Here is a 13,428-nt window from a genome sequence, read left to right as displayed (position 1 = left end):
TTTATAAAATTTTAAATACTTGATAATACACGATTTCTGTATTTTACAGGAGTCGTGTATTTTAATTTATTGGAACGACGAATATTATTAAACCAAGTGACATACTTACTTAACACTTGCTTCATCTCTTCAAGAGAGCCAATCTTAAGTCGATTTAGGCATTCTCTTTTCATTAGGTTGAATATAGTTTCACCTGGCGCATTATCATGACAATTTCCTTTTCTAGACATGCTTTGTGTAATATTCATTTCTTTAAGACGGGCTTGATAACCAGCATTTTGATATTGAAAACCTTGATCAGAATGTAAAATTGGTCGTGCATCTTTTGGTAAATTTACTTCAAGTTCATCAAGCATCCTATAAATAGTCTTCATCTCAGGAGAGTAACTAACTGCACAAGCCAGTATTTCCAGAGATGCTTCATCAACTATTGGTGAAATATAGACTTTTTTGCCATTAGTTAATTTGTATTCTGTTACATCGGTATGCAAGACCTTATAAGGGATAGTCTCATCAAAGATCTGATTAAGAATATTAGGAGCCTTTTTGCCAACGCTACCTTTATAAGAACTGTACTTAGCTGTATTCTTATGATAAATCATGGTTTTAATACCCATATCACGCATAATTTTACGAACAGTTTCCTTAGCAAGATTGATACCAGTATCTTTTAAAGCGCCCCAAATACGCCGATAACCGTATGTTTCATTACTTTCATCATAATAAATATGATTAATTTCTTTCTTAACTTTAGCGTATTTATCGCACTTATTAATTCGATTTTTTAAGTTATCATAATATGTTTTTCGATTAAGCTTAAGCAGACTAAATAAGGTATTCAGCTTTACAGTTGGCACTTTAGCCCGAATATCCTTGATAATTAGCGTTTTTTCTTTGTTGGATAGCGAGGATATCGGGCAGCCACTTTTTTTAAGACAAGATTCTCCAGTTTTAATTTTTCGATTTCCGCTTCTTGTTTAATAATCTTCTCTTCATATTTTTGCTTCTCACTAAGTTTTATCTTTTGAGCTTGTTTCTTTTTAGGTTTCTTAGGCATGTTGGATGGATGTCCTTTCTGCTTAGGAAGTAAACCAGCCATACCTTCTTTTTTAAACTTATTAACCCAAGTGTAAACCTGAGAAGAATTTATATTGAACTTGGCAGCTACTGGAGTTATTCCTAAATTAGGATTATTTAAATAATAGCGTACCACATTTAACTTAAACTCAGGAGAATAGTTCATCTTCTTATGTTTAATTTTAAGAGATTCAAGGCCATTTTCATTAGCCTGATGAATCCATTTATATACCATAGAGTAAGGAATATTGTACTTTCTACTTAATCCCTTTATTGAATCTTGATGATTAAAGAATTCAGAAACAATCTTAATTTTGAACCCATTAGAATATTTAGTCATAAAAAATACCTCACAATCGTTAGATCTATGTCTAACAATTATGAGGCACTTCAGACTAAGCAGATTCTTTTTTATGCTCAAATTAGTGAGTTACTTCTTTAACAAAGGTCCGATCTGGAACGCGAATTAAGTAATATTTAGTAGCTTGTCGACCACTATGAAGGGCTAAGCCATTGTACCAGTTCTTTTTATAGGTTGCTGTATAAATGGCGACGTAAGCTTTTTGATATTCCTTATCTGCATTTTTTAAAGCCTTGGTTGAAAATGGAATAACGTTAGATGCTATATTTTTAGGATCTGTACCATCAGAAATAGTAGCGTAAGTACTTTTTACAGTATAACGACTGCCATTGCTGTAAAAATTATAAGTCTGAACTGGACGCATCCCTTTATCAGAATTAGCTGTCACATAGTATGACTTGTGACTGTTAGTACTTAAAATTAGTGGCTGATACTCCACCTCACTAGTAATTAAAGTATTATCTTCTAAAACTGGTTGACTAAAGAAAGTTAAAAAGATCATTCCACTTGTAGCTGCTAAAAAGATAAAAACTTCAATCGCATCTACAAATGTTGTTTTCCATTCAAAGCGTTTGCGATCCCTAACAATCATCATTAAATGTCGCTTACGAATGTTTTGCACAATAAATACTAAATACAAAACAATTGCCAACCAGGCAATAATTCCTAAGATATTCCAACCAATGCTCATTTTAAATCCTTCACTTTTCTTTACTTACTAGTTTCCTTTTTGGCTGCAGTTTTTTTAGTTGTTGGTTCTGGCTTTTTATAAGAGCGAACTTCTTTTAATTTTTCAACAATATTTTCTGCCAAAATTTCACTAAATTTTTCTGCGTCAGCAACTATTTCATCTACACTTGCCAAAATATCAATTCTAAAATGCGAAACATTAATATAGTCTGAAATTGTTTCAAAATAAATATTTACTGGGACTGAGGTCTCATCATCAAAAAAGTTACTAATCTTCTTATAGTTGGCAAATGGCAAGTTAATAATATTACTTTCCAAAGCAAATGTTACTGGTCGCTGTCCACTAACTGCTAACTGCGTTTGAATCAATGAATCATGGTTGCTAGCTTGCACAACTTCTTGAATCATTTTACTAGCAAATTTTTTGATTTTTGTTTTATTTAGTTCACTATATTTTACAGTTTCTAAATCCTGTAAATAATCTTGATCTTCAATTTTTTTGGTAATTGCTTCTTGATTAATTTTCACAGTAAATCTGTTCCTTTTCACATTATTTCTTTTATTAACCATAATTGATTAAGACAAAAGTTTCAAGAAAAACAAAAAAGAGATTGGAAATTCCAACCTCTCTCAAGCAAAGAAGATATAAATATATCTCAGGGTCTTCGTTTCACAACCGAAGTAGCCCAACATCAACACTTCCCGTGTTTTAGTATCTAAACTTAGATGTCTTTTGTCAAAGAACGCACTTCGCGTTTTTCCTCGACTCGTCGCTAACAAATATTATAACATATTACGTTTCCTTTTTCTACCATTTTTATATTTAAAAAAGAATTCAATTACTAATTGAGCTAACATAAAGCCCATCGCAATCGCAATTGTAACAATTGCTACTTTTAATAACAAATCTTCCCCTTCGGATAACTGACCACTAACTAAGGCACGGACAGCTTGATAGGCAGGCACGCCCGGAACCAAGGTTACAATTCCAGGAATATTAAAGATTATTGCAGGACATTTTTTTCTAATTGCAAACATATATCCTAAAATTCCAATTGTAAAAGCACCTAATAAGTTAGATCCAAGTCTACCAAAACTAGCTTGGGTCCCAAACCAATAAACCATCCACCCACTGGCTCCGGTAATTCCACAAGCAACTAATGCACGATGTGGAACATTAATAATCAGTGCAAACCCAACAGAGGCAATCCAGGAAAACGAAAGATTAATTAAAACATCTAACCAAGATGGTATCATTTAAAGCCCTCCTGCAAATACTTTAATCGCAAACCCAATTCCTCCTCCAAGTGCTACAGCGGTTAGCAAGGCTTCTACTGCTCGTGAAATTCCCGATAACAGATCACCAGTGAAAAGGTCTCGCAAAGCATTTGTAATTGCCACACCTGGAACTAAAGTCATTAAGGCTCCAATAATAATATTATCTACTTTTAAAATTGGCAATAAGTGGCATAAGCAAATCGTACTGGTTGCCATAACGATTGCAGTTACTAATTCTGCTAAAAATCTCACACTTGTGTAACGCTTCATCCCCAAGAAAAAGCCATAGCTTCCTCCACCAATAATCGCTGCTGGTAAAAAATCTGCCCAATCATATGCTCCCATAAACAAAATCATTAATGTTGGACTCATAATCGTTGCCCCCAATATTTGAAGCCAAATTGGAAAATCTGGGAGTGCACGAGATATTTCTTGCAATTTTTTCCGTAGCTGTTTTAGCGTAATTTCTTTGGCTGCGAATTTTCGTGAAAGCTCATTAACACGATCTACTAGCTCTAAATTAATATTCCGATTCTTTACCTGGGTAATTTGAGTATAGGAATGCTGACCTAAACTCATGAAGATTCCTGTGGGCGTAATAAAGCAGCGTGCTTCTTCTACTCCGGCATTATGTGCAATTCGGAGCATTGTGTCTTCAACACGGTAAATTTCACTTCCACCTTCAAGCATCAGCCGTCCTGCTTTTAAGCAAGTATCTAAAATCTCATCCGCTTGCTTTTCAGCTAATTTTGTTTGTGTCATCTCTTAACCTCAATTACTGCATATTTTCAATGTCAATTGTTTTATCAATCCAATCTCCCCGGAAAAAATCACGCTCGTGACTTACGATAATTACCCCACCTGAAAATGCTTCAATCGCCTTGCGCAATGAATCTTTAGTAGCAACATCTAAGTGGTTAGTTGGCTCATCTAAAAATAATAAATTGGCAGGTTCAAAGGCCATCTGGGCTAATTTAACTTTTTCTTGTTCTCCTCCTGAAAGTTCCTTGAGCGGACTCATTGCTTGTTGGGCAGTTAACCCCATTCGTGCTAAGCTTTGGCGAAGTTCTCTTGGACGTAAACGAGGAAATTCTTCTTGCAAATATTGTAAGGGAGTCATGTTCTTATTTGGCCAAGCTAAATCTTGTTTAAAATAGGCTAATTTAGCAGTAGTAGAAAGCTCAAAAGAGCCATAGATCGGTTTTAATTTTCCCAATAAAGTTTTAAGTAAGGTAGTTTTTCCAATTCCATTAAAACCAGTGACTGCTACTTTTTCACCATTTCCAACGCTAAAATTAAAAGCCGACTTAACTAAAGCTTTATCATATCCAATTACCAAATCACGTGTTTGAAGTAATAAATTGGAAGCTGTTGCTACATAAGGGAAAACAACATGAGCCTTTTTATTAGTTTTAGGAGGATTTAAAAGTTCCATCTTAGAGAGCTGTCTTTCACGTGACTTTGCACTCTTTGATCGTGATCCAGCCTTATTTTTTCGAATGTAAGCTTCTGTTTTTTTGATTTTTCGCTGCTGATTAGCATAAGCTTTCAAATAACTTTCTCGATCTGCTTCTTTTTGCCGCATAGCATGTTTTAAATCACCACTATAACGGGTAATAGTTCCAAAATCAATATCAATTATGCAATTAGTTATTCGTCCTAAAAAATCATAATCATGAGAGACAACGATAAAAGCTCCCTCAAAATCATTTAAGTAATCTGCTAGCCAATCAATATGATTAACATCAAGATAGTTTGTTGGTTCATCTAACACCAAAACATCTGGACTTTGAAGCAATAGCTTAGCCAAAATTAATTTTGACCGCTGACCACCTGACAATTTTTCGACATCATGCTCAAACCCTACTTCAGCTAATCCTAATCCTGTAGCCACACGTTCTATTTTGGTATCAATATCATAAAATTCTTTTTCTTTTTCAAAAAGTTCACTAAAAGCTGTTTGCAAAAATTGTTTAATTGTCATTCCAGGGGTTAATTTAGCATATTGATCTAAATATCCTACTTTAATTTTATTTTGCCACTTAATTTGACCGCTATCTTGGGTAATTTCTCCTGTTAACATTCTAATTAAGGTCGACTTTCCCACACCATTTTGGCCAGTTACACCCATGTGATCTTCTTTATTTAAAACAAAACTTGCATTTTCATATAAAGTTTTATCAACAAAAGTTTGACTTACATCTTTAACAGTTAATAAGCTCATATTTCCTCCGTAAGTTCAGGTTATTTAATAATAATTTTATGCGATTCATTGCTTTCTTCATCTTACCAATAATTAGTATTTTTACCACAAATTATTTAAAATTGGTTGACTTAATTAAAAAAAATACTAAGATAGACTTATCAACAGATACATAAGAAAAAGGAAACTAGTTTCATTACTAGCTTCCTTTTTTATTTGCTACTGCTACTTGAATAAGGAATAGTATCAGAATTTTGATCGTAAACTACATAATTTTCAAATGCTGAAGGATCTTTCCAATCAAGATCTTTTTGTAGCTTATTTTGTCTTGTTTCCTCATTTTCTAATTTTTCTTTTGATAAATCTAAGTTAGTTCTTGTTAAATCAGAAGTATGCTGTAATACAGAAGTTGGAGCAACTTGCATAGCGGCATCCCCTATCCAAGCATCGTGTCCTTGAATGTAGCCACTCTTAACGTTTTTACCTGCAGAGCGATAATTCATTGCAATAGCCGTCATATCATCCGCTGTTAGGTTAGTGCGAACATATTTTGAAAAAACTTTCAAAATTTTACGATAATTTCCACTCATCACATTCACATTCATCCCTTTTTTGACAATGGCTTGAATCACTTGGCGTTGCCGCTTTTGACGTCCATAATCTCCGCGAGGATCATCATGACGCATGCGAACATAATTCAAAGCTTGTGACCCACTTAAGTGACGCCAACCTTTTTTAAAATGGTCGTTATAGGTAAAAGTAAATGGTACTTTAACATCAACTCCACCTAAGGCGTCTACTAAATTTTTTAAGGCATCCATTTGAACTTCCATTGTATAATCAACAGGAGTATTTAATAATTTCGAAACTGTGGCTGCTGATGCCTCTGAACCACCTACTTGATAGGCAGAATTAATTCTAAACATAAAGTATTTCCCGCCATCTTTACCATCGCCTTGAACATCTACAAGTAAATCACGAGGAATTGAGGTCATGGTGGCTTTTTGCTTCTGTGGATTCAAAGTTGCTAAAATCATTGTATCTGAATTTCCACGGTCATGACGTCCTTCAATTCCTTGATCTACTCCCAAAATCAAAATTGAAATCGGCTTTTTATTAATGATGGCAGTTGAAGTGTTTTTCCCAGGATGATAAGCATCTTGTGCACTTGAAAGAGCTGCAAAATAAATTCTTACAAAGTACGCAATTCCTATTCCTAATACGATAATGCCAATTAATCCTAAAAATTTAGGAAATTTTTTCCCTTTTTTGATCTTTGTCGCTTCCGCAGCAAAAAAACTATTTCTCTTTAGCTTCTTTGGCTTCTTCTTTTTACTCTTTTGAGGCTGCATTCCTATTTTCTCCCTTTTTCACACATTTTAATTATCGACAAACTTTTCCTATTTCGCAAGTCCTAACTAATAGCTTATAATTATTTTTAAAAAAGGAGAATTTTTATGGTATTACCAACAAGAAACGAAGTTAGCGATTCTTTAAAATGGGATCTAAGTCGCATTTTTAAAAACGACCAAGAATGGGAAGAAGAATTTAAAAATATTTCTCAGAAAATTGCTAAGATTCCAACTTATAGTCAGAATTTTACCCAATCAGCAACAAATCTATATAACGGGCTAACAGCCATCACTTCAATTGAGCGCCAGCTAGAAAAGCTTTATAGCTATGCTACTTTGTCTAGTGATGCTGACACTACAAATACCCACTATTTAGGTTATGTTGCACAAGTTCAAGATTTAGTTACTAAAATGAACGCTAATAGTGCCTTTGTAGATCCAGCAATTTTGGAAATTGACGAAAAAACATTAACTCAATTTATTGAGGATGATCCACGACTTGAACTTTTTACCCATAAATTTGAAGAACTTACCAAAAAGCGCCCTCATACCTTATCCGCAGATAAAGAAAAGATAATTGCTGATGCAAGCAGTGCACTTAATAGTTCTGCCAATACTTTTAATATTTTAACTAATTCTGATATTGAATACGGCTTTACTCAGGATGATAGTGGCGAAATGGTTCAATTATCAGAAGGAATTTACTCAACTTTGATTCAATCGGCCAACCGATCTGTGCGTAAAAATGCTTTTACTACTTTATATGATAGTTATGCTCAATTTAACAATACCCTTGCTTCAACTTTAGCAGGAAATGTCAAAATGCAAAATTACCAGGCTCAAGTTCATAACTATAACTCAGCTAAAGAAGCTTCTTTAGCTGCTAATAATATTCCTAATATTGTTTATGATACCTTGATTAAACAAGTTAATGAGCATCTACCACTTTTTCATCGTTATATTGCTTTGCGCAAAAAAATATTAAGTCTGCCTGATTTACAAATGTATGATATGTATGTACCCCTAACTGGAAAGCCTGCCTTATCATATAACTTTGAAGAGGCAAAAATTGAAGCTAAAAAAGCACTTGCGATTTTAGGAGATGATTATTTAAAACAAGTTGATTATATTTTTAATAATCGTGTAATTGATCCTATCGAATCAAAAGGAAAAGTCACTGGCGCATACTCTGGTGGGTCTTATGATACTGATGCGTATGAGCTTCTTAACTGGACAAATGATGTCGATTCTCTCTATACCTTAGTCCATGAAACAGGCCATTCAGTTCATTCAATGTACACTCGACAAACGCAACCTTATATCTATGGTGACTACCCTATTTTTGTTGCTGAAATTGCTTCAACTACTAATGAAAATCTTTTAACGGAATATTTCCTAGAAAATATTCAAGATCCTAAAACTCGGGCTTTTGTCCTAAATTATTATTTAGATGCTGTTAAAGGCACTCTCTTTCGTCAAACACAATTTGCTGAATTTGAGCAATTCATTCATGAAGCTGATAGCCAAGGAATTCCACTTACTGCAGAAACTTTAAATAATGCTTATTCAAACTTAAATAGTCGCTACTACGGTAAAGATGTCGAACCAGGTGGTGATATTGCGATGGAATGGAGTCGGATTCCACATTTTTACTATAACTTTTACGTTTACCAATATGCTACTGGCTTTGCAGCTGCTTCCGCTTTGGCAGATGGCATTATGCATGGCGATTCTACGCAACGGGATAAATACCTTGAATTTTTAAAAGCTGGTTCTTCCGATTATCCAGTTAATTTAGTAAAAAAAGCTGGTGTGGATATGACGAAACCAGATTACCTTGAAAATACCTTTAATACTTTTGAAAAGAGACTCAATGAATTAGAAAACTTGACTAATACATTATAAAATGTCTAGGATACTTTTGAAGAAAAACGGTTAAACCGTTAGCTAATCAAGACAATAGTTAAGATTGGTTACAGAAAAAAAGCTCCAACATAAGTTGGGGCTTTTTTGCATTATGTTCTATTAATTCTTTTATTCCCATTCAATTGTTGCTGGTGGCTTAGAAGTAATATCATAGACCACTCGATTAATATTAGGAACTTCATCAACGATTCGAGTAGAAATTCTGCTTAAAACATCCCAAGGAATTTGAGCAAAATCTGCTGTCATTCCATCAATTGAAGATACGGCACGAATTCCAATTGTATACTCATAAGTGCGCCCATCCCCCATGACACCAACAGAACGCATCCCTGGTAAAACAGTAAAGTACTGCCAAATGGACTTATCTAAACCAGCTTTTTTAATTTCATCACGTAAAATTGCATCACTATCACGAACAATTTCTAATTTTTCTGGTGTTACTTCCCCAATTACCCTAATTCCTAAACCTGGACCTGGGAATGGTTGGCGCCACACAAGTTCATGGGGAATACCTAATTTTTCACCAAGTTCACGTACTTCATCTTTGAATAACTTACGCAATGGTTCAATCAATTTAAATTTCATATCCTTAGGCAAGCCCCCAACATTATGATGAGATTTAATTGTTCGCGCAGTACTTGTTCCACTTTCAATAATATCAGTATAAAGTGTTCCCTGAGCTAAAAAGTCTACATCAGTTAATTTTTGAGCTTCTTCATTGAATACATCAATAAATTCTTTTCCAATTATCTTACGTTTCTGTTCAGGATCAGTAACGCCCTTTAACTTACTCAAAAATCTATCTCCGGCATCAACGCGAATAATATTCACACCTAAATCGCGACTTAAAGCAGTCATGACTTGGTTACTTTCACCTTTTCTCAGCATCCCATGATCAACAAAAATTGCTGTTAATTGATCACCAATTGCTCGATGTAATAAAGTTGCAGTAACACTAGAATCTACGCCTCCAGAAAGTCCTAAGATAACTTTTTTATCACCAACTTGTTTACGGATATTTTCAATTTCTACTTCAATAAAATCATCCATCGTCCAGTTAGCTTTTGCATGACAAATTTCAAAGGCAAAATTTTTCAAAATGTCGAGCCCATATTCTGAGTTACGAACTTCAGCGTGAAATTGGATGCCATAAATATTTTTCTCATGATTTTCAATAGCAGCAATCGGACAATTGTCAGATTTAGCTACTTTTTCAAAACCTGTTGGTACTTGCGTAACCAAATCGCCATGACTCATCCAAACTTCTTGCTTAGTTGGTAGACCTTTAAATAAAAGCGAATTTTTAGCGACTACTTCAATTTCTGCCCGACCATATTCTGAGTTAGGTGCTTTTTCAACTTTACCACCTAAGTTGTGAGCGATTAATTGCATCCCGTAACAAATTCCTAAAATTGGAATTCCTAAATTAAAAATCTTTGGATCCACTTTAAAAGCTTCTGCATCATAAACACTATTGGGCCCACCTGAGAAAATGATTCCCTTAGGATTTATTTCCTTAATTTTATCTAGTGAAATATCATGAGGTAAAAGTTCTGAATAAATGCCAAAATCACGTAAGCGTCTAGTAATTAATTGATTATATTGACTCCCAAAATCTAATACTATTATTTTATCAAAATCTTTATGTGTGTTTTCCACTTGAAACCTCTTTCTTAATGGATATTGTTGCTATAGTTAGGGGCACTTTTGGCAATTTGAACATCATGGGGATGTGATTCACGCAAACCAGCATTAGTAATTTGAACAAATTGACTTTCCTCAATTAATTCGTGAATATCTTTTGCTCCTACATATCCCATTCCTGCTCGCAGGCCTCCATCAATTTGATAAATAATGTCACTTACATCACCTTTATAAGGGACCAAAGCTTCAATTCCTTCAGGAACTAATTTATTAGCTTCATTAACCCCACCTTGGAAATAACGATCGGAAGATCCATGTTGCTGTGACATGGCCCCAATTGAGCCCATGCCACGATAAGATTTGTATTTTTTCCCTTCATTTACAAAAATTGTTCCCGGAGCTTCCGTAGTTCCTGAAAGCATAGAGCCTAGCATGACAGCATTTCCGCCTGCTGCCAATGTTTTTACCACATCTCCTGAGTACTTTATTCCACCATCCGCAATGATTGTTTTATGATACTTTTTAGCAGCTTGAGCAGCATCATAAATTGCTGTAATCTGTGGTACTCCTACACCTGCTACTACTCGTGTAGTACAAATTGAACCAGGACCAATACCTACTTTGACAACATCAACACCGGCTTCAAATAGCGCCTCTGCTCCACTTTGAGTAGCTACATTTCCCGCAATTAAAGTAATATCTGAAAAATGTTTCCGGATCTCTGCAATTTTTCGCAAGACACCGGCTGAATGACCATGAGCTGTATCAATAACAATGGCATCTACACCGGCTTTAATTAAACCATTTGCTCTTTCAAAAGTATCACTCGTAATCCCAACAGCCGCTGCTACAAGCAGACGATTATTTTTATCTAAACTCGGATGCGGTAGATCTTTATTAATAGTTTTAGATTTTACAGTTACGACCTCTTGCGCCTGCGCTGGAATAGATAAATTTTTATGAATAACACCTAAGCCACCATTTTCAGCCATTGCAATTGCCATTTGTGCTTCAGTAACTGTATCCATCCCTGCCGAAATTAATGGTAAATGTAACTTCAAGTTTGGGGCTAGCTCAACTCCCAGTTCAACTTCATTAGGCAAAACATGACTTTCAGCTGGAATAAGTAACACATCATCAAATGTTAAGCCTTTTTTAGCAAATTTATCTTCCCATGTACTCATTGTAATATCCTTTCAAAAACTTAATTTTCACTTATTCCGATAAAAAAAGCTTTATTGTCTCTAAGGCAATAAAGCTTTGGTATTGACCTATAGTCCAGAATTTCCGGTTCTGGGTAGAGACTGTCGACCATATTTCGACGTTATATAAGTGAATTTTATTTAAATAATTGTTTAACAGTTTAGCATGTTTTTTCCTATCAAGCAAGTTACGAAAAACATAAGCTACTTTCTTAAACGATGGATAAAATAAGCTACCAGATAAATTACAACCTCAATCATTGAAATGAAGAAGGTTACTGGTAAATTTGTCAAATAACCCAAAACTAATCCTACCCATACTCCAAAAAGAGCAATTCCAATTGACCAAATAGTCATCGAGCCGATACTGCGTCCTAAATAACGAGCAGTAGACGATGGTAGAGTCAACAAAATAAATACTAATAATGACCCAACAATCTGCGATCCAATCGCTACAGCCATTGCCAATACAATTAAAAAAATTATTGAGACTAAACCTGTATTCAAGTGATGACTTTTTGCTCCAATCGGATCAAAGGAATCATAATTTAGACTCCTTAAGACTGCTGCAATGAGCACTAAGACAATAATTGATAAGATGACCATCTGAATTACACCAGAACGATCAACACCAATAATACTCCCAAATAAGATACTAGTAGCGTAGCGGCTGTTTTCACCTGAAATAGCTAAAAATAAGACACCTAACCCAATAAAAAGGGCACTTATGGCTGAAATTGCAGATTCTTTTTGGTTAGTTTTAAGGGTTAATTCTCCTACACCTAAGGATCCTAATAACGTAAACAAAAGCATTCCCCATAACGGTTGCCAACCAAAAAAGGCCGCAAACGCACCACCAGCAAATCCAATTTCAGACAAAGTATGGGCTAAAAAACTATAACTACGCGCTACTACATATACTCCTACTACACCACAGGTTATAGCAATAAATGTACTTGCTAAAAAAGCATAGCGCATAAATGCATATGAGACCATTACTCACTTCCCTCCTTATTAAAGTTTGCCATCTTTCCAGCCTGCATTTCTTTATTTTCAAAAAGCAAATAATCCTTCATATATTTTCTTGCTAAAGGAATATCATGGGTAGTAAACAACACAGTGATGCCGTGTTCTTCATTCAAATGCTTTATTAAAGCCATTAATTCTTCCTTAGCATTCGGATCTAAACTTGCAGTTGCTTCATCCAAAATAATAAAATTAGGATTATTAATTAAGGCCTGAGCTAAATAGGCACGCTGTTTTTGCCCTCCGGAAGCCTCTCCCATTCGAGTATTTTGAATTTCAGTTAAATTAGTTTCTTGTAAAATGTGATTTACACGCTCTTTAATTTTTTTATTTTTAAATAAAGGTGTATTAAGTTCGATAAAAGATTTAATTGACAAGGGATAGTCTGCTTCTAAATTCCTAAACTGCGGAACATAGCCAATTTTAGTATCCGGAGAAAATGTTACTTTCCCACTAGTTGGATGAATCATACCCATCAAAATTCTAATTAAGGTTGTTTTCCCAGTTCCATTTGCACCTAATAGCGCAGTCATTGAACCTTTTTCTAAAGTAAAGTTGACATTCTTGAAAACTATTTTATCCTCAAATTTCATTGATAAGTTCTCAACAGTCAATGCGGTATTTTCCAATTTCACCCATCCTTTCTAATGTAATTAATCTTACCACAAA

12 protein-coding genes and 1 riboswitch are annotated in these 13,428 nt (G+C 34.6%); of the genes, 1 reads left to right on the top strand and 11 read right to left on the bottom strand.

Annotation, left to right across the window (positions count from 1 at the left end; genetic code table 11):
- Positions 1 to 11: 11 nt before the first annotated feature.
- The 7 genes from FP435_RS00880 to FP435_RS00850 form a co-directional block, all read right to left on the bottom strand.
- Positions 12 to 1,417 (bottom strand): IS3 family transposase gene (locus tag FP435_RS00880; RefSeq protein ID WP_265483882.1). Its coding sequence is split into 2 segments (ribosomal slippage): positions 12 to 937 and positions 937 to 1,417, totalling 1,407 coding nucleotides; the frame shifts between segments, so codons are not numbered across the junction.
- Between the two features lie 82 nt (positions 1,418 to 1,499).
- On the bottom strand, positions 1,500 to 2,129 hold the full coding sequence (locus FP435_RS00875; RefSeq protein WP_265483881.1) for an LVIS_2131 family protein: 630 nt from the start codon (positions 2,127 to 2,129) through the stop codon (positions 1,500 to 1,502).
- A 20-nt stretch (positions 2,130 to 2,149) separates the two neighbouring features.
- Positions 2,150 to 2,656, bottom strand: coding sequence for a hypothetical protein (locus FP435_RS00870; RefSeq protein WP_265483880.1), 507 nt, complete (start codon positions 2,654 to 2,656; stop codon positions 2,150 to 2,152).
- 255 nt (positions 2,657 to 2,911) lie between these two features.
- Positions 2,912 to 3,382, bottom strand: coding sequence for a threonine/serine exporter family protein (locus FP435_RS00865; RefSeq protein WP_265484614.1), 471 nt, complete (start codon positions 3,380 to 3,382; stop codon positions 2,912 to 2,914).
- A 3-nt stretch (positions 3,383 to 3,385) separates the two neighbouring features.
- Positions 3,386 to 4,168: a threonine/serine exporter family protein gene (locus tag FP435_RS00860; RefSeq protein WP_265483879.1), complete on the bottom strand. Its 783-nt coding sequence runs from the start codon at positions 4,166 to 4,168 to the stop codon at positions 3,386 to 3,388.
- A 13-nt stretch (positions 4,169 to 4,181) separates the two neighbouring features.
- Positions 4,182 to 5,630, bottom strand: a complete 1,449-nt coding sequence (locus FP435_RS00855) for an ABC-F family ATP-binding cassette domain-containing protein (RefSeq protein WP_265483878.1) — start codon at positions 5,628 to 5,630, stop codon at positions 4,182 to 4,184.
- 191 nt (positions 5,631 to 5,821) lie between these two features.
- Complete coding sequence (locus FP435_RS00850; RefSeq protein WP_265483877.1) at positions 5,822 to 6,961, bottom strand: LCP family protein; 1,140 nt, start codon at positions 6,959 to 6,961, stop codon at positions 5,822 to 5,824.
- 105 nt (positions 6,962 to 7,066) lie between these two features.
- Between FP435_RS00850 and pepF the strand changes: the two genes are divergently transcribed.
- Positions 7,067 to 8,866, top strand: a complete 1,800-nt coding sequence (gene pepF, locus FP435_RS00845) for an oligoendopeptidase F (protein WP_265483876.1) — start codon at positions 7,067 to 7,069, stop codon at positions 8,864 to 8,866.
- A gap of 129 nt (positions 8,867 to 8,995) precedes the next feature.
- Here pepF and guaA read toward each other — a convergent pair whose 3' ends face one another.
- The 4 genes from guaA to FP435_RS00825 form a co-directional block, all read right to left on the bottom strand.
- On the bottom strand, positions 8,996 to 10,546 hold the full coding sequence (gene guaA, locus FP435_RS00840; RefSeq protein WP_265483875.1) for a glutamine-hydrolyzing GMP synthase: 1,551 nt from the start codon (positions 10,544 to 10,546) through the stop codon (positions 8,996 to 8,998).
- A 14-nt stretch (positions 10,547 to 10,560) separates the two neighbouring features.
- A complete protein-coding gene (guaB, locus tag FP435_RS00835) occupies positions 10,561 to 11,715 on the bottom strand; it encodes an IMP dehydrogenase (protein ID WP_265483874.1) in 1,155 nt (384 codons plus the stop codon).
- A gap of 70 nt (positions 11,716 to 11,785) precedes the next feature.
- Positions 11,786 to 11,883: riboswitch (purine riboswitch) on the bottom strand.
- A 54-nt stretch (positions 11,884 to 11,937) separates the two neighbouring features.
- On the bottom strand, positions 11,938 to 12,729 hold the full coding sequence (locus FP435_RS00830; protein ID WP_265483873.1) for a metal ABC transporter permease: 792 nt from the start codon (positions 12,727 to 12,729) through the stop codon (positions 11,938 to 11,940).
- Complete coding sequence (locus tag FP435_RS00825) at positions 12,729 to 13,352, bottom strand: metal ABC transporter ATP-binding protein (protein WP_265484613.1); 624 nt, start codon at positions 13,350 to 13,352, stop codon at positions 12,729 to 12,731. The genes FP435_RS00830 and FP435_RS00825 overlap by 1 nt, the downstream gene beginning before the upstream one ends.
- Positions 13,353 to 13,428: the final 76 nt, after the last annotated feature.

This window comes from Lactobacillus sp. PV037 (assembly GCF_014522345.1).
Lineage (GTDB): Bacteria > Bacillota > Bacilli > Lactobacillales > Lactobacillaceae > Lactobacillus.
The sequence above is the reverse complement of the archived record's forward strand: the minus strand, read 5'-3'. Positions and strand labels throughout refer to the sequence as shown.